The 24,369-nt window shown below is 62.6% G+C and carries 24 protein-coding genes; 12 read left to right on the top strand and 12 right to left on the bottom strand.

Annotation, left to right across the window (positions count from 1 at the left end; translation table 11 throughout):
• Positions 1-3 precede the first annotated feature (3 nt).
• From AC07Y2_RS14470 to AC07Y2_RS14455, 4 genes are read left to right on the top strand one after another with little or no spacing between them, the layout of a single operon-like run.
• Entirely contained in the window at positions 4-1,167 is a 1,164-nt protein-coding gene (locus AC07Y2_RS14470; RefSeq protein ID WP_039767508.1) for an isovaleryl-CoA dehydrogenase, read from the top strand.
• 12 nt (positions 1,168-1,179) lie between these two features.
• On the top strand, positions 1,180-2,787 hold the full coding sequence (locus AC07Y2_RS14465; RefSeq protein WP_007951515.1) for a carboxyl transferase domain-containing protein: 1,608 nt from the start codon (positions 1,180-1,182) through the stop codon (positions 2,785-2,787).
• 13 nt (positions 2,788-2,800) lie between these two features.
• Entirely contained in the window at positions 2,801-3,616 is an 816-nt protein-coding gene (locus tag AC07Y2_RS14460; protein ID WP_103386188.1) for a gamma-carboxygeranoyl-CoA hydratase, read from the top strand.
• A complete protein-coding gene (locus AC07Y2_RS14455) occupies positions 3,616-5,565 on the top strand; it encodes an acetyl/propionyl/methylcrotonyl-CoA carboxylase subunit alpha (RefSeq protein ID WP_103386189.1) in 1,950 nt (649 codons plus the stop codon). The genes AC07Y2_RS14460 and AC07Y2_RS14455 overlap by 1 nt, the downstream gene beginning before the upstream one ends.
• Before the next feature lie 39 nt (positions 5,566-5,604).
• Here AC07Y2_RS14455 and AC07Y2_RS14450 read toward each other — a convergent pair whose 3' ends face one another.
• Positions 5,605-6,261, bottom strand: coding sequence for a LexA family protein (locus AC07Y2_RS14450; RefSeq protein WP_039767691.1), 657 nt, complete (start codon positions 6,259-6,261; stop codon positions 5,605-5,607).
• Between the two features lie 129 nt (positions 6,262-6,390).
• Between AC07Y2_RS14450 and AC07Y2_RS14445 the strand changes: the two genes are divergently transcribed.
• The gene (locus AC07Y2_RS14445; protein WP_039767517.1) at positions 6,391-6,729 is read left to right on the top strand and encodes a DUF6124 family protein; all 339 of its coding nucleotides are present in this window, start codon (positions 6,391-6,393) and stop codon (positions 6,727-6,729) included.
• Between the two features lie 163 nt (positions 6,730-6,892).
• On the opposite strand, the gene AC07Y2_RS14440 is transcribed toward AC07Y2_RS14445, so the two are convergent.
• Positions 6,893-7,111: a hypothetical protein gene (locus tag AC07Y2_RS14440; protein WP_134333879.1), complete on the bottom strand. Its 219-nt coding sequence runs from the start codon at positions 7,109-7,111 to the stop codon at positions 6,893-6,895.
• A gap of 97 nt (positions 7,112-7,208) precedes the next feature.
• Between AC07Y2_RS14440 and AC07Y2_RS14435 the strand changes: the two genes are divergently transcribed.
• Positions 7,209-8,360: a M14 family metallopeptidase gene (locus tag AC07Y2_RS14435; RefSeq protein ID WP_103386190.1), complete on the top strand. Its 1,152-nt coding sequence runs from the start codon at positions 7,209-7,211 to the stop codon at positions 8,358-8,360.
• 146 nt (positions 8,361-8,506) lie between these two features.
• Complete coding sequence (locus AC07Y2_RS14430) at positions 8,507-9,715, top strand: MFS transporter (RefSeq protein ID WP_103386191.1); 1,209 nt, start codon at positions 8,507-8,509, stop codon at positions 9,713-9,715.
• Positions 9,716-9,722: 7 nt separating this feature from the next.
• Here AC07Y2_RS14430 and AC07Y2_RS14425 read toward each other — a convergent pair whose 3' ends face one another.
• Positions 9,723-10,268: a cytochrome b gene (locus AC07Y2_RS14425; protein ID WP_011335009.1), complete on the bottom strand. Its 546-nt coding sequence runs from the start codon at positions 10,266-10,268 to the stop codon at positions 9,723-9,725.
• Positions 10,265-11,359, bottom strand: a complete 1,095-nt coding sequence (locus tag AC07Y2_RS14420; RefSeq protein WP_074689016.1) for a catalase family peroxidase — start codon at positions 11,357-11,359, stop codon at positions 10,265-10,267. The genes AC07Y2_RS14425 and AC07Y2_RS14420 overlap by 4 nt, the downstream gene beginning before the upstream one ends.
• Before the next feature lie 157 nt (positions 11,360-11,516).
• Here AC07Y2_RS14420 and AC07Y2_RS14415 point away from each other — a divergent pair, with 157 nt between their 5' ends.
• Positions 11,517-12,023, top strand: coding sequence for an RNA polymerase sigma factor (locus AC07Y2_RS14415; RefSeq protein ID WP_011335011.1), 507 nt, complete (start codon positions 11,517-11,519; stop codon positions 12,021-12,023).
• Positions 12,020-12,772: an anti-sigma factor family protein gene (locus tag AC07Y2_RS14410; protein ID WP_039767526.1), complete on the top strand. Its 753-nt coding sequence runs from the start codon at positions 12,020-12,022 to the stop codon at positions 12,770-12,772. Before AC07Y2_RS14415 ends, AC07Y2_RS14410 begins: the two co-directional genes overlap by 4 nt.
• Before the next feature lie 5 nt (positions 12,773-12,777).
• Here the strand turns inward: AC07Y2_RS14410 and AC07Y2_RS14405 are convergent, their stop codons facing one another.
• From AC07Y2_RS14405 to AC07Y2_RS14375, 7 genes are all read right to left on the bottom strand, one after another.
• On the bottom strand, positions 12,778-13,749 hold the full coding sequence (locus AC07Y2_RS14405) for a Csu type fimbrial protein (RefSeq protein ID WP_103386192.1): 972 nt from the start codon (positions 13,747-13,749) through the stop codon (positions 12,778-12,780).
• Positions 13,746-16,103 (bottom strand): fimbria/pilus outer membrane usher protein, encoded by a 2,358-nt coding sequence (locus AC07Y2_RS14400; RefSeq protein ID WP_103386193.1) that lies wholly within the window; start codon positions 16,101-16,103, stop codon positions 13,746-13,748. Before AC07Y2_RS14400 ends, AC07Y2_RS14405 begins: the two co-directional genes overlap by 4 nt.
• Before the next feature lie 84 nt (positions 16,104-16,187).
• Positions 16,188-16,970, bottom strand: a complete 783-nt coding sequence (locus tag AC07Y2_RS14395; protein WP_039767533.1) for a fimbrial biogenesis chaperone — start codon at positions 16,968-16,970, stop codon at positions 16,188-16,190.
• A 24-nt stretch (positions 16,971-16,994) separates the two neighbouring features.
• Entirely contained in the window at positions 16,995-17,495 is a 501-nt protein-coding gene (locus AC07Y2_RS14390) for a Csu type fimbrial protein (RefSeq protein WP_039767535.1), read from the bottom strand.
• 4 nt (positions 17,496-17,499) lie between these two features.
• Entirely contained in the window at positions 17,500-18,036 is a 537-nt protein-coding gene (locus tag AC07Y2_RS14385) for a Csu type fimbrial protein (protein WP_039767536.1), read from the bottom strand.
• Positions 18,037-18,056: 20 nt separating this feature from the next.
• A complete protein-coding gene (locus tag AC07Y2_RS14380; protein ID WP_039767539.1) occupies positions 18,057-18,590 on the bottom strand; it encodes a Csu type fimbrial protein in 534 nt (177 codons plus the stop codon).
• 101 nt (positions 18,591-18,691) lie between these two features.
• Complete coding sequence (locus AC07Y2_RS14375; RefSeq protein ID WP_039767541.1) at positions 18,692-19,201, bottom strand: Csu type fimbrial protein; 510 nt, start codon at positions 19,199-19,201, stop codon at positions 18,692-18,694.
• Between the two features lie 287 nt (positions 19,202-19,488).
• Here AC07Y2_RS14375 and zapE point away from each other — a divergent pair, with 287 nt between their 5' ends.
• The gene (gene zapE, locus AC07Y2_RS14370) at positions 19,489-20,622 is read left to right on the top strand and encodes a cell division protein ZapE (RefSeq protein ID WP_103386194.1); all 1,134 of its coding nucleotides are present in this window, start codon (positions 19,489-19,491) and stop codon (positions 20,620-20,622) included.
• 62 nt (positions 20,623-20,684) lie between these two features.
• Positions 20,685-21,998: a leucine-rich repeat-containing protein kinase family protein gene (locus AC07Y2_RS14365; RefSeq protein ID WP_103386195.1), complete on the top strand. Its 1,314-nt coding sequence runs from the start codon at positions 20,685-20,687 to the stop codon at positions 21,996-21,998.
• Between the two features lie 38 nt (positions 21,999-22,036).
• On the opposite strand, the gene AC07Y2_RS14360 is transcribed toward AC07Y2_RS14365, so the two are convergent.
• Complete coding sequence (locus AC07Y2_RS14360; RefSeq protein WP_011335021.1) at positions 22,037-22,741, bottom strand: YebC/PmpR family DNA-binding transcriptional regulator; 705 nt, start codon at positions 22,739-22,741, stop codon at positions 22,037-22,039.
• A gap of 220 nt (positions 22,742-22,961) precedes the next feature.
• On the opposite strand from AC07Y2_RS14360, the gene AC07Y2_RS14355 reads away from it, so the two are divergent.
• Complete coding sequence (locus AC07Y2_RS14355; protein ID WP_103386196.1) at positions 22,962-24,368, top strand: type VI secretion system Vgr family protein; 1,407 nt, start codon at positions 22,962-22,964, stop codon at positions 24,366-24,368.
• Position 24,369: the final 1 nt, after the last annotated feature.

Here is a 24,369-nt window from a genome sequence, read left to right as displayed (position 1 = left end):
CCCATGAGCTACCCATCCCTGAACTTTGCCCTCGGTGAAACCATCGACATGCTGCGCGATCAGGTTCAGTCCTTTGTCGCCAAGGAGATCGCCCCGCGTGCCGCGCAGATCGACAGCGACAACCTGTTCCCGGCCGATCTGTGGCGCAAGTTTGGCGATATGGGCCTGCTCGGCATCACCGTGCCGGAAGAGTACGGCGGCGCTGGCCTGGGCTACCTGGCGCACGTGGTGGCGATGGAAGAAATCAGCCGTGGCTCGGCTTCGGTGGCGTTGTCCTACGGCGCCCACTCCAACCTCTGCGTCAACCAGATCAACCGCAACGGCAACCACGAACAGAAAGCCAAATACCTGCCGAAGCTGATCAGCGGCGAACACGTCGGCGCTCTGGCGATGAGCGAGCCGAACGCCGGTTCCGATGTGGTTTCGATGAAACTGCGCGCCGATAAACGCGGCGACCGTTTCGTGCTCAACGGCAGCAAGACCTGGATCACCAACGGCCCCGACGCCAACACTTATGTGATCTACGCCAAGACCGACCTGGAAAAAGGCCCGCACGGCATCACCGCGTTCATCGTCGAACGTGACTGGAAAGGCTTCAGCCGCAGCAACAAGTTCGACAAACTCGGCATGCGCGGCTCCAACACCTGCGAGCTGTTCTTCGATGACGTCGAGGTGCCGGAAGAGAACATCCTCGGCGTGCTCAACGGCGGTGTGAAAGTGCTGATGAGCGGCCTCGATTACGAGCGCGTCGTGCTGTCCGGTGGCCCGACCGGAATCATGCAGTCGTGCATGGACCTGATCGTGCCGTACATCCACGACCGCAAGCAGTTCGGCCAGAGCATCGGCGAGTTCCAGCTGATCCAGGGCAAAGTCGCCGACATGTATACCCAACTCAACGCCAGCCGCGCCTACCTCTACGCCGTGGCCCAGGCTTGTGAGCGCAACGAAACCACGCGCAAGGACGCCGCCGGCGTGATCCTCTACACCGCCGAACGCGCCACGCAAATGGCTCTGGACGCGATCCAGATTCTCGGCGGCAACGGTTACATCAACGAATTCCCGGCCGGCCGTCTGCTGCGTGACGCCAAGCTGTACGAAATCGGCGCCGGCACCAGTGAGATCCGTCGCATGCTGATCGGTCGCGAACTGTTCAACGAAACCCGCTAAACGGAGCTGTCCATGGCTATCCTGCATACCCAGCTCAACCCTCGTTCAGCGGAGTTCGCCGCCAACAGCGCGGCGATGCTCGAACAGGTCGACGCCCTGCATACCCTGCTCGCCCAAGTGGCCCAGGGCGGCGGCGCGAAAGCTCAGGAACGTCACACCTCGCGCGGCAAACTGCTGCCGCGTGAGCGCATCAACCGCCTCCTTGATCCGGGCTCGCCGTTTCTGGAGATCAGCCAATTGGCCGCCCATGCCGTTTATGGCGAGGACGTGCCGGCCGCTGGCGTGATTGCCGGGATCGGCCGCGTGGAAGGCGTCGAATGCATGATCGTCGCCAACGACGCGACGGTGAAAGGCGGCTCGTACTACCCGCTGACCGTAAAGAAACACCTGCGCGCCCAGACCATCGCCCAGCAAAACCGCTTGCCGTGCATTTATCTGGTGGACTCGGGCGGCGCCAACCTGCCGCGTCAGGACGAAGTGTTCCCGGATCGCGAGCACTTCGGGCGAATCTTCTTCAATCAGGCCAACATGAGCGCCATGGGTATTCCGCAGATTGCCGTGGTCATGGGCTCCTGCACTGCCGGCGGCGCCTACGTGCCGGCGATGGCTGACGAAGCGATCATGGTGCGCAATCAGGCGACGATTTTCCTCGCCGGCCCGCCGCTGGTGAAAGCCGCGACCGGTGAAGTGGTCAGCGCCGAAGACCTCGGCGGGGCCGATGTGCATTGCAAGATTTCCGGGGTCGCCGATCATTACGCCGAAAGCGACGAGCACGCCCTCGCCCTCGCCCGCCGCAGCGTCGCCAACCTCAACTGGCGCAAACTCGGCGAAGTGCAGCAGCGCGCGCCGATTGCGCCGCTGTACGCCAGCGACGAGTTGTACGGCGTGGTGTCGGCGGACGCCAAGCAGCCGTTCGATGTGCGCGAAGTGATTGCGCGACTGGTCGACGGTTCGGTGTTCGATGAATTCAAAGCGCTGTTCGGGACGACACTGGTGTGCGGCTTCGCCCATCTGCACGGCTACCCGATCGCGATCCTCGCCAACAACGGCATCCTGTTCGCCGAAGCCGCGCAAAAAGGCGCGCACTTCATCGAACTGGCCTGCCAGCGCGGGATTCCGCTGCTGTTCCTGCAGAACATCACAGGCTTCATGGTTGGCCAGAAATACGAGGCCGGCGGCATCGCCAAGCACGGCGCGAAACTGGTGACCGCCGTGGCGTGCGCCAAGGTGCCGAAATTCACCGTGATCATCGGCGGCAGCTTCGGCGCAGGCAACTACGGCATGTGCGGGCGGGCCTACGATCCGCGTTTCCTGTGGATGTGGCCAAACGCGCGGATCGGCGTGATGGGCGCCGAACAAGCGGCCGGCGTGCTGGTTCAGGTCAAGCGCGAGCAGGCCGAACGCAGCGGTCAGGCCTTCAGTGCGGAACAGGAAAGCGAGATCAAGCAACCGATTCTCGACCAGTACGAAGAGCAGGGTCACCCCTACTACTCCAGCGCACGACTGTGGGACGACGGCGTCATCGACCCGGCGCAGACCCGCGATGTACTGGCCCTGGCCTTGTCCGCGTCGTTGAACGCGCCTATCGAACCGAGCCGCTTCGGCGTGTTCCGGATGTGATCGGGAGAACCTCATGAGCGACTTCAACACCCTCGAATTGCACAGCGATCCACGGGGATTCGCGACCCTGTGGCTGAGCCGCGAAGAAAAGAACAACGCGTTCAACGCCGAGATGATCCGCGAACTGATCCTGGCTTTGGACAAGGTCGCCAGCGACGCCAGCCTGCGTTTCCTGCTGGTGCGCGGACGCGGCAAACACTTCAGCGCCGGCGCGGATCTGGCCTGGATGCAGCAATCGGCCGAACTCGATTACCACACCAACCTCGACGACGCCCGAGAACTGGCAGAGCTGATGTACAACCTCGCCAAACTGAAAATCCCGACGGTGGCCGTGGTGCAAGGCGCGGCGTTCGGCGGCGCGCTGGGTCTGATCAGTTGCTGCGACATGGCGATTGGCGCAGACGACGCACAGTTCTGCCTGTCGGAAGTACGCATTGGCCTGGCGCCGGCGGTGATCAGTCCGTTTGTGGTGCAAGCCATCGGCGAGCGCGCGGCACGGCGTTATGCGCTGACGGCCGAGCGTTTTGGCGGCCAACGGGCGCGTGAGATTGGATTGCTGTCCGAAAGCTATCCGGCGGCCGAGCTTGAACAGAAAGTCGAACAATGGATCGACAACCTCCTGCTCAACAGCCCCGCCGCCATGCGCGCCAGCAAGGATCTGCTGCGTGAGGTCGGCAACGGCGCGCTGACGCCGGCCCTGCGCCGCTACACCGAAAACGCCATCGCGCGCATCCGTGTCAGCCCGGAAGGCCAGGAAGGTCTACGAGCCTTTCTGCAGAAACGTGCGCCGAGCTGGCAAGCCGCAACCACCACCAAGGAGCCGCGTTGATGAGCGCACCTGTTCTCACCACCCTGCTGGTGGCCAACCGTGGCGAAATCGCTTGCCGGGTCATGCGTACCGCCAAGGCGCTGGGCATGACCACCGTCGCCGTGCACAGCGCCACCGACCGCGAAGCGCGGCACAGCCGTGAAGCGGATATCCGTGTGGATCTGGGCGGCAGCAAAGCGGCTGACAGCTACCTGCAAATCGACAAACTGATCGCAGCGGCCAAGGCCAGCGGCGCTCAGGCGATTCATCCGGGTTATGGCTTTCTGTCGGAGAACGCCGGGTTTGCTCGCGCCATCGAAGCGGCCGGCCTGATCTTCCTCGGCCCACCCGCCTCGGCCATCGACGCGATGGGCAGCAAATCCGCCGCAAAAGCGTTGATGGAAACTGCCGGCGTGCCGCTGGTGCCGGGTTATCACGGCGAAGCTCAGGATCTGGACACCTTCCGCGATGCTTGCGAGCGCATCGGCTATCCGGTGCTGCTCAAGGCCACCGCTGGCGGTGGCGGTAAAGGCATGAAGGTCGTCGAGGACGTCAGTCAACTGGCTGAAGCGCTGGCCTCCGCACAGCGTGAAGCGCAGTCGTCGTTCGGCGACTCGCGGATGCTGGTGGAGAAATACCTGCTCAAGCCGCGCCATGTGGAAATCCAGGTGTTTGCCGATCAGCATGGCAATTGCCTGTACCTGAACGAGCGCGACTGCTCGATTCAGCGCCGGCACCAGAAGGTCGTCGAAGAGGCACCCGCACCGGGGCTGAGCCCGGAACTGCGCCGGGCCATGGGCGAAGCGGCTGTGCGTTCGGCGCAGGCCATCGGTTACGTCGGCGCTGGCACAGTGGAGTTTTTGCTGGATGCTCGCGGCGAGTTCTTCTTCATGGAGATGAACACGCGGCTGCAGGTCGAACACCCGGTCACCGAAGCCATCACCGGGCTCGATCTGGTGGCCTGGCAGATTCGCGTTGCTCGCGGCGAAGCACTGCCGATCACCCAGGATCAGGTGCCGCTGAACGGGCATGCGATTGAGGTTCGATTGTATGCGGAAGATCCGTCGAATGACTTCCTGCCGGCAACCGGGCGTCTGGATCTGTATCGCGAATCCGCCGCAGGGCCGGGGCGCCGTGTGGACAGCGGCGTTGAGGAAGGCGACGAGATTTCGCCGTTCTACGATCCGATGCTCGGCAAGCTGATTGCCTGGGGCGAGGATCGTGAACAGGCGCGTTTGCGGCTGCTGAGCATGCTCGATGAGTTCGCGATTGGCGGGCTGAAGACCAACATCAACTTCCTGCGGCGGATCATCGGTCATCCGGCGTTCGCGGCGGCCGAGCTGGATACTGGATTCATTCCGCGCTATCAGGAACAGTTGCTGCCAGCGCCTGCTGCGCTGAGCGATGAGTTCTGGGAGGCGGCGGCGCAGGCTTTTGCACAGAGCCTGCCGGGGATGGCTCGGGCGGATGATCCGGCTTCGCCTTGGGCGCTTCCCAGCGGTTTGCGCGCTGGGTTGCCACGGGAAATCACTCTGCATTTGAGTTGCGAGGGGCAGGACCGGGCGTTGACGCTCGGTGCTGGCAGTAATGCAAAACTGATCGGCGAGCAACTGATACTCGAGCACGACGGGCTGCGTCGGCAGCTGCGGGCGATTCGTCGTGAAGAGGTGCTGTTTCTGCAATGGGACGGCGAGTTGCGACGCGTTGAAACGTATGACCCGATCAGCGCTGTCGACGCCAGCCACAGCCATCAGGGCGGTCTGACGGCGCCGATGAACGGCAGCATCGTGCGGGTGCTGGTGGAGGCCGGGCAATCGGTTGAAGCCGGTGCGCAATTGGTGGTGCTCGAGGCGATGAAGATGGAGCACAGCATCCGCGCGCCCCATGCCGGGGTGATCAAGGCGCTGTATTGCCAGGAAGGCGAAATGGTCAGCGAAGGCAGCGCGCTGGTCGAGTTGGAGGAAGCTTGAAAGGTGGATCGATCCTACGCCTGGCGAGGATCGATCTGACTAGTATTTGGCCGTTGCCTGAACCACGACACCGATGATTCGGCACTCATCGGTCAACAAGGCTTTCGGCCAGGTCGGATTGAGCGGCACCAGGTAACGCTGGCCGCCCTCTTCGATCAGCTTGCGGAAAATCGCCTCGTCGCTGTCCGGCCACTGGGCGATCACCAGTTTTCCGGGCTCGGCTTCCAGCGCCGGGTCCACCAGAATCATCATCCCTTCGCCGATGCTCTGCCCGGTGGGCGCAGTCATCGCGTTACCCGTCACCGTCAGCCAGAACGCCGGGCCACGGGCGTGGTAATCCGTCAGTTCGAAACGTCGCTTGTCCTTGGCACTCGAATACGCTGGCTGGCTCTCGCGGGCCTCGACCGGCGCATTCCACTCGCTGACCGGATAGCGAAAGTAAGGGTTGTACTTCTGCGCCAGGGGCATTTCGTCGTCCGCATCGATCTGCGGTTCACGAATCACCACCGCGACCTCGAGATACTCCATGCCCAGCGCTTTCAGCACGCGGTTCATCTGCGTGATGCCGGGCTCGCGGCGCTTGTTCAGCCAATGGCCGATACCGCCCTGCGACATGCCGACGCGCTCGCCGAGTTCGACTTGAGTGACGTTGAGTTCACTCATTTTGGCCTTGACCAACTCAATCCATTTATCCATGTGCGGCACCATACGTGGACGCCTGCGGCCGGCAAAACACATATTGTAGTATTTAAATTCTGGTCACAAATACTGATAGTACTATTCTTGGGTCACGGATTTGAATCGACCAAGGAGTGACCTTTCACCATGAATATCACCAGCAAAGACTTGCCCGACCTGCAAATGGATACCACCTTCACCTCCCCGCAAGGGTGTGCCGCTGCGCAACGGGCGTTGGACTATTACTTGAAACCAGCTGTGTCAGAACCGGATGCAGAGGAACGCTTCTTCGGCGTGAACAGCAACCTGAGTGGCGAAGAATCCCTGGTCCACGCCTCCGACCTGCTGCGATGCGCAGCAGCCACGGCGTTCAAGGCTGCGGATGGCTTACAGGGCGTCAACCGGGATCTGGCGTTTTCGGTCGTGCACATGGTGGACATGGCACGAGCGATGGTCGATCACTCGCTAGATGGCGCGGTTCGCTGAAGACGGGAGTTCGGACGGACAGGAAAGAACTTTCCAATCGCGCAGATAAAAACATTTGACTTGCAAATGATAATGATTATTATTGCAAGCAGCTGGTCGCGAGATCAGTCGATGGACCAGAGACCTTAGGTCGGTCTTCTGGACTATCTCCTCATCAGGCTAATCACGGTTTTTGACCCGGCTTTTTGCCGGGTCTTTTTTTTGCCAGTTTTCTGGCTTGTGGCTTCAGGCTAATGAAGTCTTTGGGTGCCGCAAATTCGATGGCGCGGATAATATCAAAAGAATATTGCCTGGCAAGCGAACCCCGGCCGCATTGGGGCAAAGTAATGCCAATTAGCACTTGAGAATCAATCGCATAGCCACTAAGCTGCATCCGCGTCACGGAAGACGCCCCCCGCCGCAACCCGCAATTTCCCTCGGTTTCACCCCTGTCTTGCGTGTAAAGTAGCCGCCATAAAAATCATATTCAGGAATCGATTATGACCGTGGCCAAATCTTCGTTCGACATCAGCGCCAACTTCGACAGCGGCAACATCCAAGTCATCGACATCAGCAACCCGCTCAACCCGGTTCTGGCAATTCGGCCAGATACCCGCAGCGGCCATTTCCAGTGGTTCCACTTCAAGGCCAGCGGCCTGCACGTTCATCAGGAACACTGGTTCCGACTGGTCAACGCCAGTCAGTCCTCCTACAACAAGGCCTGGACCGGCTATCAGGCGGTCGCCTCTTACGATCACGTCAACTGGTTCCGCATTCCGACCCAATTCGAAGGCGACAGCCTGCGCTTCTGCCTCGAAGCCGAGCAGACCCACGCCTGGTTCGCCTACTTCGAGCCCTACAGCCGTGGCCGTCATGATTGGCTGATCGAGCAGGCGCTGACCAAGGCCGGCACCGAACTGCTGGCCACCGGAAAAAGCGTCGAAGGCCGCGACATTCAGCTGCTGCGCAAAGGCACTGGCGCCGAAGGTCGCCGCAAGATCTGGATCATCGCCCAGCAACATCCCGGCGAGCACATGGCCGAGTGGTTCATGGAGGGCGTAATCGAACGCCTGGAACATCATGACGATCCAGTGCTGAACAAACTGCTGGCCAGCGCCGATCTGTACCTGGTGCCGAACATGAACCCGGACGGTGCCTTCCACGGTCACCTGCGCACCAACGCCATGGGCCAGGACCTGAACCGCGCCTGGCAGAACGCCAGTCAGGAAGTCAGCCCGGAAGTACTTTTCGTACAACAGCAAATGGAAAAGCACGGCGTCGATCTGTTCCTCGACGTACACGGTGACGAAGAAATCCCCCACGTGTTCACTGCCGGTTGCGAAGGCAACCCGGGTTACACCCCGCGCCTGGAGAAGCTCGAAGAGCATTTTCGCAGCCACCTGAAACACACCACCAAAGACTTCCAGACCAAGTACGGCTACACCCGCGACGAACCGGGTCAGGCCAACATGACTCTGGCCTGCAACAGCGTCGGCCAGAAGTTCGACTGCCTGTCACTGACCCTGGAAATGCCGTTCAAGGATCACGATGACGCGCCGAACCCGCTCACCGGTTGGTCGGGCAAGCGCTCGAAGCAACTGGGCAAGGACGTGCTGACCACCATCGCGGACATGGTCGACACCCTGCGCTAATCCCCTCGGATTTTCGCTTCACGAAAGATCGCAGCCTGTCTGCGATCTTTTTTTTGCGCCGACGTTTACTCAATCAGGTTGCAAATAAAAACCGGATTACTTACCGTCATTCAAGTTTCAACTTGAAACCTGAAAGGACCCGGGACATGAAAACTGCAACACTCGATAAAGATGTCGTGCTGCTTTTTGCCATCGCTTGCGGCCTCGCGGTGGGCAACGTGTATTACGCCCAGCCGCTGCTGGATGCGATGGCCAACGCCTTTGGCCTGTCGCCGGGCAGCATCGGCATCGTCATGACCTTGACCCAGGTCGGCTACGGCTTCGGGCTGTTATTGCTCGTACCCCTCGGCGACCTGCTCAACCGCCGGCGGCTGATCGTCACGCAAACGCTGTTGTCCGCCGCAGCCTTGCTGATGATCGCTCTGGCCTCGAACAGCGCCTGGCTGCTGATCGGCGTCACTTTGACCGGCCTGCTGGCCGTGGTCACCCAGGTTCTGGTCGCCTACGCCGCAACCTTGGCCGTCCCGGCGCAACGCGGCAAGGTGGTCGGCGTGATCACCAGCGGCATCGTCGTCGGCATTCTGCTGGCGCGCACGGTGGCCGGCGGCATGGCTGATCTGGCCGGCTGGCGCTCGATCTATCTGCTGTCGGCGGGATTGACGCTGGTGATGGCCGCGCTGCTGTTTCGGGTGTTGCCCAAGGATGAAGAAGCACGACCGACCACGCGTTACGTGGCACTGATCGCCTCAGTGTTCAGCCTGTTTCGTGAAGAACCGGTGCTGCGCCAACGAGCAATCCTCGCCCTGCTCACCTTCGCCAGCGCCATGGTGTTGTGGACGCCGATGGTGTTGCCGCTGGCCGCCCCGCCGCTGTCGCTCTCCCACAGTGAGATCGGATTGTTCGGACTCGCCGGCGCGGCCGGCGCACTGGCCGCTGCCAGAGCCGGACACTTGGCGGATAGAGGATGGGGGCAATGGGTCAGCGGTCTGTCGCTGCTGCTGATGCTGGGCTCGTGGTTGCCAATCGCGCTCACCCAGTTATCACTATGGGCGCTACTGCTTGGCGTTATCACCCTGGATCTGGGCTTGCAGGCCGTGCACGTCACCAGCCAGAGCATGATCTACAGCGTCCGCCCGGAGGCGCAAAGCCGACTGACCGCCGGCTACATGCTGTTTTACTCGATAGGCAGCGCCTTGGGCTCAATCGCCTCGACCGCCATGTACGCCTGGGCAGGATGGCCGGGCGTCTGCTGGCTGGGTGCCGCAATCAACATGGTCGCGTTGCTGTACTGGTGGCGAACGCTGGCCACCCGGAAACGTGGCGAGGCGGCTTGCGCCCTCGCCACGTCGGACTGACACACGATCAACCGCGATTGCGTCCCCGCAGCATGCTGTCGAGCACTTCGTCGCGGCGCACCCAGCCATGGAACAGCGCGGCCGCCAAGTGCAGCAGCACGGTCAGGAACAACAGATACGCCAGATACCCATGAGCCTTGCGCAGCAACGCGAACACCTGCGCATCCGCCGGCACGATCGACGGCAATTGCAGGGACGTGCCGAGCATCACCGGATCCCCCGCCGCGCTGATCATCGCCCAGCCGAGCAGCGGCAATACCAGCATCAGCGCGTACAGCAACAGATGAGAGGCCTTGGCCGCCATCACTTGCCAGCCCGGCAGATCCGCCGGCAGCGGCGGCTGACGGGTGCCCAGTCGCACCAGAATGCGCACGATCACCAAAGCGAGTATCGCGATGCCCAACGGTTTATGCAGGTTGATCAACCATTCATGCCGCGCCGACACCGAGGTCACCATACCGGCGCCGATGAACAACATCGCGATGATCATCAACGCCATCAACCAGTGCAGCAACCGCGCCAGCGGATTGAAATGAGTCGGTTGCGTGCTCATGGGCGAGCCTCCTTTTTGCCGGTTGGCAGTTGGCTGACTTCGCTGGTGCGACGCAGGTAGGAATCGGCGTAACCGGCCGAGCGCGCGGCCAGCAGCGGATCGTCGGAACCCTGAATGCCGGCCGGCAGCACCAGCGGATCGTAGTTGATGTCACGGCATTCGCCGCTGAGCTGCGGCTGGGTCTTTTCCAGCACCAGGGTGCCGGCGTTCAACATCTTGCGGCCGGCGGGCCAGGTCTTGCTCGCATCGTTCACCGGATCGTCGGCGTTGGCCAAGGTGATGTTCAACTGAAAGCGCAACGGCCCTTCCGCCAGGCGCTGCACCAGGTCTTTTTCAAGGAAATCGCTACCTTCAGGCGCGGTCGCACCGGCAGCGTCCTGGGCCAGAGGCGTCATGCTCCAGCGCACCGCCTGCTTCTTGCCGCTGGCATCCACCAGATAGAACGCGTTGACGCTGTTGTAGGTTTCCGTCGCGTAACTGGCCGAGGGTTTGGCGGTTTTTATCCAGGTCAGAAACGGCACGGCCTCCGGGTGTGCGGCAAAAAATGCCGGCACCTTGGTCGGGTCCGGTTTACCGGTGGCGGGATCCGGCGATTGCGCCTGCTGCAACTGATAGAACGCCTCGGGCGTGCCAACCGGGAACACCGGCATGCTGTTCATCCCGGTGCGCCACTGCTGGCCGTTGGCCTGAGTGAAACGCAGCGCCAGACTGCGGATCGGTACGGCGCTGTCCGGCGCATACGGACTGCCGGCTGGCAACGCAAAGCGCCCGACCACCGGAGTGCGCGGCTCGTTGAACACTTGCGCGACAGAATACGAGCGAGCCTCGCCGCTGCTCTCGAAATGTCCGATCACGCACACACCTTTGGCGTGATTGCGGCGAAAGCCCGGATGCACGCCGTTGTTCTTTTCCAGCACATCGACCAGCGCTTTTGGCGTCAGGCGTTGTGGGTCAAATGAACCATGAACGTAGGCAAACGCCCCGGCCAGGGCTGCGACTACCACGGCGATTCCGCCAAGACGCAACACCAGGCTCGCGGCACTCAGTGGCGGGCGTTGTGGCCCGCCGGGCGATGAACTGCGATCAACCATGAAGCACTCCAGGGCCATCGGCCACAAGTAGGAAGAATCAGCAAGACGCACGCCATCGGGATTTATTCCACGGCCCGGTATTTATTTTTCAGAACGTGGAATAACCTCCAATGCCGGGCGTCTTCCTAGTCCACAGCGTAGCGACTAGCAGAACTTCATGAGCGAATTCGACGAACAACTGCGAGAAATAATCCCCAGATTGCGGCGTTTTGCCGTGTCGCTGACACGCAACAGCAGCAGCGCCGACGACCTGGTACAGGCCAGTCTGGAGCGCGCGCTGTCGGGTTGGGGCGACAAACGCGCCGACGGCGATCTGCGCGCCTGGCTGTTTTCGATCCTGTACCGGCAGTTTCTCGATGCGCATCGGCGTTCGCGGCGGTATGCGCGGATGCTCGAATTCTTCACCGGCCGCGATGACGCCGAGCCCTCGGTGGAACGCACCGTCATTGCCCAATCGACCTTGAAGGCCTTCGACCGACTACCCACCGAACAGCGCGCGCTGCTGCTGATGGTGTCGGTCGAAGGCCTGACCTATAAGGAGGTCGCCGAGATTCTCGACGTCCCCACCGGCACCGTGATGTCGCGCCTGTCCCGTGCTCGCCAGGCCCTGCGCCAGCTCAGCGACGGGGAAATCAGCAGCCCTTCCTTGCGGATACTCAAATGATCAGTCTGCCCCCCAACGAACGCGACCTGCACGCCTACGTCGACCACCAGCTCAGCGAGGCCGACCGGCATGTGCTGGAAACCTGGCTCGCCAGTCACCCGGACGAAGCGGCGCAGGTTCGCGCCTGGCAACAGGACGCCCAGCACCTGCGTGCCGCCCTCGGCGGCGCCTTGCAACAGCCGGCCAATCCGGACCTCGATCCGGCGCTGATCCGTCAGCGCCTCAAACGCCAATCGCGCCGCCAGTGGGCCAGCGCGGCGGTGTTGCTGATTGCCGTCAGCCTCGGCGGTGTCGGTGGCTGGAAGGCCCGGGACATGACCGTGTTTCATCCTCCGGCGCCGATGACGGATGCCTTGCAGGCGTACCGTTTGATCGCCCAGCAAGGGCTTCTGCCGGCGGACTACAAGGTCGATGGCGACGGTGACATCCAGCGCTGGCTCGACCGTTATTTCACTCAGGCCAATCGTCTGCCGGACCTGACGGCAGCCGGGTTTGCACCGGTCAGCGGTCGTCTGCTGAGCACCGATGAAGGCCCGGCGGCGATGGTGATGTATGAAGACCAGAGCGGGCACAAGGTCAGTTTCTATGTGCGTCCACCGGGACCGAAAAATACCTTCCTGCCACGGGGCAGCCGCCAGGACGGGGATCTGCAGGCCGAGTACTGGTCCGGCAAGGGCTACAACTACGCGATGGTCAGCCCGACCGATACCCCGGCGGCGAAAATGCTCAAGCAATCGCTGAGCTTCTAGCCGGTTCAGAACCCGACATCCAGCACCACATTGTCCAGGTAGGTTCCGGCGGGCGGCGTGGTCTGGTCGGTGTAGATTTTCGCGTTGTAATTGAAGATCTGGCTACCGGTGCCCAGGCCGTTGCCGGGATTGACCTCGGCATCGCTGCTGGCCCGACGAGCCGCGCCGACACTGCCCCAACGGGTGGTCCCGGCACTCTTGAAAATGTCGTAGGCCAGATAGTTGCTGCCGGAAATCATCCGCCGTCGTCCGCCGACGCTCAGCGCATTCTGCCCGTCATTCAGCCCTACGGTATAGGCACTGCCCTTGGTGCAGGCGAGGTTGATGGTTTGCCCCGTAACCTGGGTGAACGCACTGACCACCGGCGCGCTGCCGAAAGCGATGTTCGGCGCGGTGATGGTGCAATCGTTGGACACCGTCAGGTTGACCGTCAGTGTCGTGGTACCGCTGTTGATGTCGCGGCCCAGGCAAAGCCCGCCGACACCGATGCCCGAACAATAATTCCAGTTCCAGAAAATGCTCAGGGTCTCGGTATACACCCCGGCCGCCACGTTGCTGCCGATGGTGGTGCCGAAGTAGAGCGGAACGGTTTTCGGCACCGTACCGCTGAGCAAACCGAGGGCGTCGATGATGCCGTTGCGGGCGAAGTCATAGGCGGTGCCTCGGGTCAGCGGGTAACTGGTACTGTTGTTGGCGTAGATCGTGTAACCGATCACGTCGCCGGTGGGCCCGAGCAAACCGCTCTGGGTCGAAGTGACGGTGGCCCAGAAATGGTCATTGTTGGTCAACAGCGACAGCAGCGAACCGGTGCAACTCAAGCCTCCGTTCAGGGTAGAACTGGGTTGCGAGGTGGTGCGCACGGCGATCGAACTGATGTTGCCGAACCCGGCCGGTGTGGTGGTGACCACCGAACACAGCGCCTGCGCCAGCCCCGGCAGCAGCAATAACAGCCACAGAACAAGCCGCGCCCGGATCATTGGCACACCAACGGGCCGATCAGCGGCACTTCATCTTGCTGCAGATCGACGCTGAATTGCGCCTGGCAAGTCTTGCCGTCCGCGAGAGTCACCCGCAGCGAATTCTGTGCCTGGAGATTTTCCAGATAGACCAGCCCGTCCCAGCCGACCACCGTTCGCGTGCCGCTCTGTTCGTGCAGCACGCCACTGCCCAGCGGCAATTCCTTTTGCTGCGCATCCACCAGCACGATGCTCGCGGCGATCACCCGGCTCAGCGGAAACTCCAGCAGATACCCACTGCCCCGCCGTACGGCGACACGCTGTTCGACATTCGGGCTGCGCACGTTGGCCGGCAGGTTCAGCGGATCGATTTCGTACTTGCCGCGGTAATAGGCGCTGCTCCACGGCACCAGCAAGTGGCCGTTACGGTCGGTCTGGCCGACCTGCTGGTTCTCGTAGCGCACCGGAATGTCCGCGTAGCCATCGGTGCTGACCACCACGAACGCATCGTCGATGCGGTTGGCGGCGAACACTTGATCATCCATCCACACCAGCGAACCGCTGGCATCGGCCCAACGGGTTTCGGCGTCGGACGTCCCGTAGACGCCGGCCTGCAGTTGCACCGATTGCAGGCGCCAGGTCACATCGGCCTGGCGGTAATCGGCGCCGTCGCCCTTGGCGTAGCCGAGATTGAAGCCCACCCCGCCCTCGGACGGCACAGCGCGGCTGTAGTTGACCCGCTGCTGCGTCTGCCCGGTCTTGCTGCGTTCGCTGCTGACGGCCAGGCTGCCGCGCAGGTCGAACGGAATCACCAGTTGCGCCTGCACCGCCCAGTTGCTGTCGCCGATTTCGCGGTTGGCCGACAGGTAGAAACTGCTGTTGCGCCACAGCGGTTTGCTCCAGCTCAGGTTGAGCAGCCGCGTACGGGTTTCGTCCGCCGCGCGAATATCGAAATAACCGACGCCGAGACTGCCCCAGCGCTCGAGGTTGAGGCTCAGGGTCGCCTGTTCACTGCGCCGGCTGAGTGTGGTGTAGGGACTGTCCACGACCGTCAGGTCGGCATAGCGGTCACGGCGTTGCAGACGCTGATAGGAAAAGCTGTAGCGCTGGCCGCTGTATTGATAACCGAGGCTCAGCTGCTGCCCGCCGTCACCGTCGAAACGACTCTGGCTGATCGCACTGTTGAGAACCCCGAAATTGCCCAGCCGCAGGTTGCCACCCAGTCCCCCTAGGGTCAGGGTATCCGCCGCTTCGGCGTGACTCTCCAGGGTAAAGGTGTCGCTGACGCCGTAGCGCAGACTGCCCGAAGTCACGCCCGGCCCGTAGCTGAAATCCTTCAGGCCGTAATCCCGGCGCAACGTACCGGCGGCCACCGAAAAATCGCTCAGACCCTTTTGCAACAGGCTGCTGGTGACGTAGAACGGCACCGTGGTCGACACCTGCCGGCCCAGCGCATCGGTAGTCACCACCACCGCTTCGCCAGCGCCGTTGATGAACGGAATGTTGGTCAGGGTGTACGGCCCCGGCTGCAGGTCGGTGCTGCTGGACTTGTAGCCGTTGATGAACAGATCCACCGAGGACGGCACCGCCGCTTCCCCGGCGAACTGCGGCAGCGGATAGGTCACCAGATCCGGACGCACCGCAAAATCCCTTGAGAACTGCACACCGCCCAGCCGTACCGAACTGCTCCAGGGCAAGGCGCCGCTGACCACGTCCCCGGCCTCGTAGGTCAGCATCCGTTCATCATCGGAGTAGCGCCAGGTGGTGTCGTAACGCAGATAGCCGTTGTCCAGCGTGCTGACCGCATCCCCCGACAACGTACGGCGATATTGCCCGGTGTTCGACAACGTGCCCCAACTGTCGAACAGCCGCACCTCGTTCCACGCCGCGAGATAAGTGCCGGCGTCGTCGGTGTCATTGAGGTAGAGGTCATAGTTGAACAAAGCGCCGAAACTGCTCAGCGCCGGGGTGCGCGGATAGACTTCACGGTTACCGATGAACTGCTCCGGCAGCCAGTCCGGCGGCACGTCGAGCAGCAAGCGCTGGCTGACGCTGTCGTAATCGCTGTGCAGGCCCGGCAGGCCGTCTAGATCGACTTCGGCACCGGCCTCTTCCGGCAGCTTCATGCCGGTGTCGCGCAATACGCTGGCCGGCAGGAACAGGCGCCCGCCGCGCTGCTCCACCGCCACCACCCGACCGGTATTCATCTGGTTGACCACCAGTTCCAGAAACAACTGTGCATCACTCACGGCCTCCATGCCGCTGGGAGGCGGCGGCAGTTCACCGGCCCCGGATGGATGAATGAACATCAGGCACCACGCGCCGGTCATGAGCCACAACGGACGCTGAATACGTCGAGCCCATCCCGGACTCATTAGCGTGTTACGTCCGTCAATGGACTGATTCCTCCTGAAACCGCTGGCGCCGAAGCCTGATCACTTCGACATGACTCGCTATGGCTATCGCGCCGGCGGAATGCTCTGCACCTTGGCCGCGCCATTGATCCGTCCCGCCAGCTCTCCCGCCACCGGCCCCGGTGCCGGCCAGCGCATCACCGCGCCGGGCAATACGTAACCGAGCAGACCCTCGGCCAACGGTTTGCTTTGGCCACCCTGCTTGATGGCGACATCGGTCAGCCGCGCATGAACCGCGCCCTGATTGCGCACTTCCACATAAGGACGGCCCTCCACCGCCACCGTGCGCCAGCTCAATTGCGGCAGGCCGATGCCCTTGGGATCACGCTGGCGGGCGCTGTCCTCCTTGCTCCACAAACCCGCGCCATAGGCGAACAGCGGTACTGAGTAGCGCATCTGGAAGCGGATCGCCGCAGCGGTCTTGCCGTCTTCGGCGACGGGCGGCTGGGCCGAGGGGATTTCATCGATGATGATCCGGTACGCCAGCTCCTGGCCTGGCGGCACGTCCTTGGTACGGGTCAGGCGCACCAGTTGCTTCTGACCCGGCTCGATCTTCGCCACCGGCGGACTGCCGATCACCTCGCGTTGATTGCGGTATTGCTCTTCGAAACCGCTCTGGCTCCAGCCAAACACGCGGATCTGCAGGTTGGCGGTTTCCGTGCCGCGATTTTCCAGCCACAGCGCACTGGCCTGCTGATCGGCCTCCAACACCGGATCGATCGGCCAGATCAGCACCGAACTGGCGGCCTGGGCCTTGAGCGTCCCGAACATGACCAGCGCCAGCACGGCGCAACACGCGAACGAATAGCGTGACGTGAAAAACCCCATAAACCTGCTCCTTGTCATTTCACATCACCACGACAGCTGCACCTGCAACACATCGCTGTATGTCCCCCCGGGTTGATTGCCCGGCAATTGCACCTGCCCGTAGATAGGCAGACTGATGTTGTTCGCATCGCTGTAGGCCACCGCCACGCTCTGGCCGATGCCCAGGCTCTGGCTGTACGCCGCATCGCGAAACAGCGCATACGCCACCTTCGCGCTGCCTCCGCTGATCTGCATGCGTCGCCCGCCGCTGTTGTACTGGCCGCCATCGACCGTCATGTTCAGCGCCACCCCCGGCGTACATTGCAGCGTCACGCCACCGGTCAACGCGACCTGTACCGTGCCGGTGGCCAGCGCCGAGCGCGAACCGAAATTCAGCCCGCCATAATTCGATACGCCCCCCACCACCAGACAGCCCGGTGTCACCGTGGCACTGACCTGAAAACTATGACTGGTCACCGCCGCCAACGGCAGCGGCAAGCTGCCCGCACACAGCAGGAGCAGCGAAGCACAGCCATGCCGGCCCATGGCGCTAGAACGTCAGTTCAACGGAAATCGTGTCGGTGTACGTGCCCGCCGGCAGCCCGGCCTTGCCCACCGCCTGACCGTAGATGTTTACGGTCTGCGCCACACCGGTGCTGGCCGCGAGGTTGATCACCCCGTCGATGGCCAGCAATTGCGAGTGCCCGGCGTCGGTGTACAGGTCATACGGCACGTAATTGGCCACTCCGTCATACAACGCGCGAGTGCCACCCGGCGAGAGCCCGTCATGGGCGCCGGCCCGGACCTTGACCGTCGGCGTGGTGCCGGCCGAGCACAGGATCGACAGCGCCCCGCCCCCGCCGCCCAGCACCTGCCCGGTGGCCGTGGTGAACAGGCTGTTGGCGGTGCCGAAGTTCAACGCACCGAAGTTCAGCCCGGTAGAACCGCCGGAACCGTTGACCTGGCAACTGCTGATCAGGGTCAGGCTGGAAGTGATCTGGCCGGTGACCGTGGTGGCGGCATTGACGCTGGAAGCGAGCGTCAGGCCGAGCAACGACAAACCTATCCTTGATGCAATCGTACGCATGGTGTCCGTCCTCTACGGGGTTACCAGTCGAGCGTCACCGTCAGGGTGTCGGTATAGACACCGGCCGGTACCGCACGGGTGTTCGCCACCACCGAACCAAATACCGGAATGGGTATCTGTGCGCCGCTGGTGACAGCGAAATTGTGTTGTTGACCAATGCTGTAGCTCTGGCTGCCGGAGGCATCGAGAAACAGCTGATAGGGAAGTGTCTGGCGCCCGTTGCTCAGGCGGCGGGTGGTGCCGTCGCCATGGGTGCCGCCGTCGATGGTCACGGTGAACCCGGTGACCGAAGGGTTGCAGGCGACATTCAGCTGGCCGCTGCCTGCTTCGCTGAGGCTGGCCTTGATCGGTGCGTTCCAGGTCGGGCCCTGCTGGCCGAAATCAAGAGAGCCCAGCCCATCCACCGGGCTGGCGGGGCTGGAGGCGTTGGTCACTTCGCAGCCGGCGATCAACGTCAGCCGCGCGACGATCTGCCCACTGACTGCCGCTGGCGCGACCTCGGCGAACATAAGCAGCGTGGCTATGGCGATTACCCGCCCGTGTCTGCCCATCATTGAGCGCCTACTCCTTCAGGATCACTCGAACATTGCGCTCATCACTGAACGCCCTTCCCTGCGCCACCCGGATCCAGCGGATGGCTGAAAAAACGCCGCGATCACCAAGTGACCGTCACCTTCACCAGATCCGAATACCGGCTGACCCGTGGCACTTCTGCCATCCGTTCGATCCGCCCGTATAGCGGCAAGTCCACCGTGCCGCTGTCCGGCACCCGGCCACTGACCGGCACATCCACCACCAGCGGCACCCGCCGCGCAGCGTCCTGATACAGGCGATAAGGAATCGGCTTGCTGCCGGCCTCCCCCACCATATAGCGCACCTCACCGACGCCACCGTGCAGGCCGCCATCGACACGCAACTGGTACGGGGTGTCCGGGTTGCATTCCAGACGCGGCAGGCGCGAATTCGTCAGCGCCGCTCCGAGTGGCCCGTCCCGGTCGCCGAGCCGCGCCGTGGTGCCGAAGTCGAGTACGCCCAGTTGTTCGATACCGGCTTCACGTTGCTGGCCAACCAACTGGCAACCGCGCTGCACATCGACCCGCACCTCGACCTGAAGATCGGCGGCGTGGACCGGTGCCGCGAGCCCGCCCAGCAATGCCCAGACCATCCCTGCTTTCACCGCCCGCTCCCTGATCGCGACGGCGTATCTGCCGTTACAGTGTTTCAGGTTAGCAACGGACACCGATTGCGCCAGTCGATTGGATCCAGTCACCCGCCGGGAATTGTTTCGAAAGGTTGGCAACAGGTCGAGTCATAATGTTGAAAAAACCTGTACACACCGCAGATTACTGTCTGGAAAAACGATAAAGCGCAGTGGAAGCAAAACTACCCGTCTGGTTACACTACGCCGCCGCGCTCGCGGGGAGCCGGCCCGATGATGACGGAGTGACTGCAGTGCCCGCCCGACCGCCCGAACGTTCGCGTCTGACCCATCGCTGGCCAGCCTTGCGCCGCTTCTTCGGCAAACGCTCCAGTACCGCTGCGGGCCAGTGCGCTGCCAGCGCGCAATCGGTCCGCGACTACTTCCGGCAAAAGGCCCACGGCCAGGGCTACACCCTCAGCCACAGCCAGCAGCGGGTCATCGACTGCATGGCGCAGCAGGCCGGCCTGTTGTTCGGCACCCCTGCGCAAACCCCGCCCAGCCTGTATCTGCACGGTGCGGTCGGGCGCGGCAAGAGCTGGCTGCTGGACGGATTCTTCGAGGCGTTGCCGATCGCGCAAAAGCGCCGTCTGCACTTCCATGGGTTCTTCGCCCAGTTGCACCAAGGCATGTTCGAGCATCGTGACTGCGACGATGCCCTGGCCGTTACCCTCGATGCGCTGCTGATGGATTGTCGGGTGCTGTGTTTCGATGAATTTCATGTGCATGACATCGGCGATGCGATGCTCATCTCCCGCTTGTTCAAGGCGCTGTTCAAGCGCGGGATCCTGTTGCTGGTGACCTCCAACTACCCGCCCGAAGGCTTGCTGCCCAACCCGCTGTACCACGCGCGGTTCAAACCGGTGATCGACCTGATCAATGCGCGCATGCAGGTCATGGAAGTCGGCGGCCCGCACGATTACCGCAGCCAGGCGCGTCGGCATGCGCATCAGGTGTTCACCCAAGGCTATTACGTCTGGCCGGCCACCCCGGCGCAGCGCCAGGCTTTGAAGCTGCCGCCACTCGGCACCACGCCGTTGCCATTGGCAGTCGGCAGCCGCCATTTGCAGGCGCGACTGTGCGAAGACCGGCGCGTCGGTTTCACCTTCAACGACCTCTGCGAACAGCCCACCGCCGTGATGGACTATCTGGAACTGTGCCGGCGCTTCGACCACTGGATCATCGATGAGCTGCCAGAGTTGGGCGAGTGTTCGATCGCCGCCCAGCAACGCTTCATCAATCTGATCGACGTGCTCTACGACCAGGACAAACACCTGACCCTGCTCGGCCAGCTCCCGTTGCGTGAAAGCCTCGGCGGCCAGGCGATCGATCTGGCCCGCACCCGCAGCCGGCTCGGGCAATTGCGCGAAGTGCACGAACCGGGCTGATTTGCCGTTATCATGCCGCCCATTTCCGGCGCTCGGGCGCCTTCCAGATAGCGATCCTTTTCATGCACACCCTTGCACAACTGCGCGCCGGCGAACTGTCGGGCATCACCCGGCTGGATCTGGCTGAAGGCTTGAGCGAATTTCCACCGGAGATTTTCAACCTGGCCGACACGCTGGAAGTGCTCAACCTCAGCGGCAATGCCCTGAGCAGTCTGCCGGATGACCTGTACCGTCTGACGCGCCTGCGCGTGCTGTTCTGCTCGGACAATCAGTTCAAGCAATTGCCGGCGTGCCTGGGCCAATGCCAGACGCTATCGATGGTCGGATTCAAGGCCAACCGGATCACTCAGGTGCCCGGCGCGGCGCTGCCGCCGCAGTTGCGCTGGCTGATCCTGACCGACAACGCCATCGAAACCCTGCCCACGGAACTGGGCGAGCGTCCGCTGTTGCAAAAGCTCATGCTCGCCGGCAATCGCCTGCGCACGCTGCCGCCGTCACTGAGCCAGTGCCATCGGCTGGAACTGATCCGTATTGCCGCCAACCAGTTGACCGAGCTGCCGCAATGGCTGCTGACCTTGCCGAGCCTGACCTGGCTGGCCTACGCCGGCAATCCGCTGGAAACCGAAGCCGATGCCGACGCGCTCAACAACGCGCCCCTGATCGACTGGTCGGCGCTGCAGCTGGAGCAACGGCTGGGCGAAGGCGCTTCCGGGGTGATTTACCGGGCACAGTGGCAGCCTGCGAATCAGCCGGCCACGCCCGTGGCGGTCAAGTTGTACAAGGGTGAGATGACCAGCGACGGCTCGCCGCTGCATGAAATGAACGCGTGCATCACCGCCGGGCTGCACCCGAACCTGATCCGCGTCGAAGGCCGCATCGACCAGCATCCCGATGGTCAGCAAGGCCTGGTGATGCAACTGATCGATTCGAGTTACCGCAACCTGGCCGGACTGCCGAGCCTGGCGTCCTGTTCACGGGATGTGTATGCCGATGATTGCCGTTTCAGTGCCGACGTCGCCCTGCGTATTGCCCGGGGCATCGCCTCGGTCGCCGGGCATCTGCACCGTCACGGCATCACCCATGGCGATCTCTACGGACACAACATTCTGTTGAACGATCAGGGCGATTGTCTGCTGGGGGATTTTGGCGCGGCGTCATTCCATGCCACGGCGGACACGCCTGAAACCCGTGCGCTGCAACGCCTCGAAGTGCGGGCATTCGGGATTCTGCTGGGGGAACTGCTGGCGCGCATCGACTCGGGGTTGAGTGATGAACAACGTCAGGCGCTGGAGGCCCTGGAACAGCAGTGCTGTCAGCCGGACGTGCTGGCGCGGCCGGGGTTCGGCGAGATCAGCCAGGCGTTACAGCACGCCTGAAAAAAATCGCAGCCCGAGGGCTGCGATTTTTTGGGTTGTCAGCCGGCCAGACCGACGAACATGTCCTGCACGTCGTCATGGTTGTCCAGGCCTTCGAGGAACGCCTCGACTTCAGCCATCTGCTCGTCGCTCAGACCGCTGACCGGGTTCTTCGGCTGGTAGCCGAGTTTGGCCGACAGCACGGTGAAGCCTTGTTCCGGCAGGGCTTTCTGCACGGCATCGAGGTCGGTCGGATCGGTCAGGAACAGGGTCGCACCCTCTTCGCCCGCTTCGAAATCCTGCGCGCCGGCTTCGATCGCGGCCATTTCCGGATCGGCGTCCGGGGTGTCCGGCGACGCTTCGATCATGCCGACATGGTTGAAGTCCCAGGCAACGGAACCGGATGCACCCAGTTGGCCCTTGCGGAACGCCACGCGGATTTCCGCCACGGTGCGGTTGATGTTGTCGGTGACGCACTCGACAATCAGCGGCACCTGATGCGGCGCGAAGCCTTCGTAGGTCACGCGATGGTACTGAACGGTTTCGCCCAGCAGGCCTGCGCCCTTCTTGATGGCGCGGTCCAGGGTCTCCTTGGGCATCGAGGCTTTCTTGGCCTGTTCGACCACCAGACGCAGGTGTGCGTTGGTGGCGGTATCGGCACCGTTACGCGCAGCAATGGTGATTTCCTTCACCAGTTTGCCGAAGATCTTGCCCTTGGCATTGGCTGCCGCTTCTTTGTGTTTAACCTTCCACTGTGCGCCCATTACTCACTCTCTTGATCTGTGGCGCCGAGACATCTATTGGCCGACGCATGGCGGCAAGTTTATACGGCCTAAAGTCGGCAATCGACCAAAAAATCCGCTGCGGATCGACATCTTCTACGCGCCTTGTAGGGCGATTCTGAAAAACCGGTTTGCCACGTCCAATCAACGTCGCGTTTTCGTACCCTCTTTCGCCCGTATTGCCTGACAGAGCCCGACCCACATGCTCAATGACAAGGAAAGTCCGTTTTCGCTGACCCTGGCCGAAGGCGGAATTAGCCTGCCGGTCCTGCGCTTCAGCGGTCATGAAGCGTTGAATCAGCCCTATCGGTTCGAGATCGAGGTCATGGGCCTGGCGCCCGCCTGGTCACCCGGCACGTTGCTGCATCAGACGGCGTTTCTGCATCTGGACGACGACCACGGAGTTCACGGCATCATTCAAAGTGCCAGCTGCGAACATCGCGCAACGCACCGGATCGCCTACCAACTGGTGCTGATGCCGCATCTGCAAACGCTGGAGCAACATCCCGTACGCCGGGTATTCACGCAACTGAGCGTGCCGGCCATCCTTGAGCAACTGCTCAGCGAACATCACCTGCCTGCCCACAGCTACCGGATCGAGATGACCGTCGGCCACTATCCGCCGCGTCCGTTCTGCATTCAGTACGACGAAACCGATTTGGCCCTGTTGCAACGGCTTTGCGAAGAGGAAGGCATTCACTACCACTTCGAACATCAGCCGGACGGCCATGTGGTGGTGTTCGCCGATGACAGCCTGAGCCTGCCACAGCAACTGACGGCGATTCCTTTCAACACCCAACTCGATGCGCCAACCAGCGGCCTCAGCAGCCTGTCCCAGCGGCATGAGGCAATACTGCCTCCGATGCCTGCCGGCGTACGAGAGCGAGGGCAACCGATCAAGGGTCATGAGGCCGCCAATCACACGCTGGGCAGTACCGTCGCCCCACAGGAGTCTCTGCCAACTGCGCAACGTCACGCCACCCAGCGCAGTCGCCGTCTACTCGAGCGCCAACGCTGCCGGTCGCGCTCGATTCAGGGCCGCAGCGATTGTCTGCGCCTGCTCAGCGGACGCCTGTTGCAAGTCACGGAGCACCCGGTGAACGCCTTCAACGAGCAGTGGCTGATCACCGAATTGCGTCATCAGGGCCAGCAACCTTCGATTCTCGATCCGGTACCCACGGTTCGCCGGTATCACAACGACTTCTCGGCGCTGCCCTGGTCGACCCCGTTTCGCCCGCCGCCGAAACAACCGCGTCCGCGCATTCCGGGGTATCACCCGGCGCAATTGCTTGGTGCACCGGGGCAACCGGCGCAGGTGGACGATCAGGGACGCATGGCCGTCCGGTTATGGCCGGAACATTCACCTGACGGCGCAAGCGAAGGGTTGTGGCTGCCGTTGGTCATGCCCCATGCCGACGCCTGCGTACCTCGGGAAAATCTTCCCTGCGCCGGCAGCGAAGTCTGGGTCAGTTTTCTCGACAGCGATCCCGACCGACCGATCCTCTGCCTCGACGCCTGCCGCCCCCGAGCGTCGCAGCCCACGGAAGCCGAGCCCGACGACGACCTCTTGCTCGACTGGCTGCTCAACCGCTCCGCCCCACCGCGCTGAC

The sequence above is a fragment of the Pseudomonas sp. GW456-12-1-14-TSB6 genome, assembly GCF_059424205.1.
This window is presented reverse-complemented; position numbering and strand designations above follow the sequence as displayed.

Bases quoted from the DNA above. Each gene is read 5' to 3' on its own strand.
- AC07Y2_RS14380 (WP_039767539.1), bottom strand. From the start codon at position 18,590: ATGATGGGCAGACACGGGCGGGTAATCGCCATAGCCACGCTGCTTATG.
- AC07Y2_RS14410 (WP_039767526.1), top strand. From the start codon at position 12,020: ATGATCAGTCTGCCCCCCAACGAACGCGACCTGCACGCCTACGTCGAC.
- AC07Y2_RS14415 (WP_011335011.1), top strand. From the start codon at position 11,517: ATGAGCGAATTCGACGAACAACTGCGAGAAATAATCCCCAGATTGCGG.
- AC07Y2_RS14375 (WP_039767541.1), bottom strand. From the start codon at position 19,201: ATGGTCTGGGCATTGCTGGGCGGGCTCGCGGCACCGGTCCACGCCGCC.
- AC07Y2_RS14460 (WP_103386188.1), top strand. From the start codon at position 2,801: ATGAGCGACTTCAACACCCTCGAATTGCACAGCGATCCACGGGGATTC.
- AC07Y2_RS14405 (WP_103386192.1), bottom strand. From the start codon at position 13,749: ATGATCCGGGCGCGGCTTGTTCTGTGGCTGTTATTGCTGCTGCCGGGG.
- AC07Y2_RS14420 (WP_074689016.1), bottom strand. From the start codon at position 11,359: ATGGTTGATCGCAGTTCATCGCCCGGCGGGCCACAACGCCCGCCACTG.
- AC07Y2_RS14470 (WP_039767508.1), top strand. From the start codon at position 4: ATGAGCTACCCATCCCTGAACTTTGCCCTCGGTGAAACCATCGACATG.
- AC07Y2_RS14430 (WP_103386191.1), top strand. From the start codon at position 8,507: ATGAAAACTGCAACACTCGATAAAGATGTCGTGCTGCTTTTTGCCATC.
- AC07Y2_RS14435 (WP_103386190.1), top strand. From the start codon at position 7,209: ATGACCGTGGCCAAATCTTCGTTCGACATCAGCGCCAACTTCGACAGC.
- AC07Y2_RS14465 (WP_007951515.1), top strand. From the start codon at position 1,180: ATGGCTATCCTGCATACCCAGCTCAACCCTCGTTCAGCGGAGTTCGCC.
- AC07Y2_RS14445 (WP_039767517.1), top strand. From the start codon at position 6,391: ATGAATATCACCAGCAAAGACTTGCCCGACCTGCAAATGGATACCACC.
- AC07Y2_RS14450 (WP_039767691.1), bottom strand. From the start codon at position 6,261: ATGGATAAATGGATTGAGTTGGTCAAGGCCAAAATGAGTGAACTCAAC.
- AC07Y2_RS14455 (WP_103386189.1), top strand. From the start codon at position 3,616: ATGAGCGCACCTGTTCTCACCACCCTGCTGGTGGCCAACCGTGGCGAA.
- AC07Y2_RS14385 (WP_039767536.1), bottom strand. From the start codon at position 18,036: ATGCGTACGATTGCATCAAGGATAGGTTTGTCGTTGCTCGGCCTGACG.
- AC07Y2_RS14395 (WP_039767533.1), bottom strand. From the start codon at position 16,970: ATGGGGTTTTTCACGTCACGCTATTCGTTCGCGTGTTGCGCCGTGCTG.
- AC07Y2_RS14425 (WP_011335009.1), bottom strand. From the start codon at position 10,268: ATGAGCACGCAACCGACTCATTTCAATCCGCTGGCGCGGTTGCTGCAC.
- AC07Y2_RS14390 (WP_039767535.1), bottom strand. From the start codon at position 17,495: ATGGGCCGGCATGGCTGTGCTTCGCTGCTCCTGCTGTGTGCGGGCAGC.
- AC07Y2_RS14400 (WP_103386193.1), bottom strand. From the start codon at position 16,103: ATGAGTCCGGGATGGGCTCGACGTATTCAGCGTCCGTTGTGGCTCATG.
- AC07Y2_RS14355 (WP_103386196.1), top strand. From the start codon at position 22,962: ATGCTCAATGACAAGGAAAGTCCGTTTTCGCTGACCCTGGCCGAAGGC.
- AC07Y2_RS14360 (WP_011335021.1), bottom strand. From the start codon at position 22,741: ATGGGCGCACAGTGGAAGGTTAAACACAAAGAAGCGGCAGCCAATGCC.
- AC07Y2_RS14365 (WP_103386195.1), top strand. From the start codon at position 20,685: ATGCACACCCTTGCACAACTGCGCGCCGGCGAACTGTCGGGCATCACC.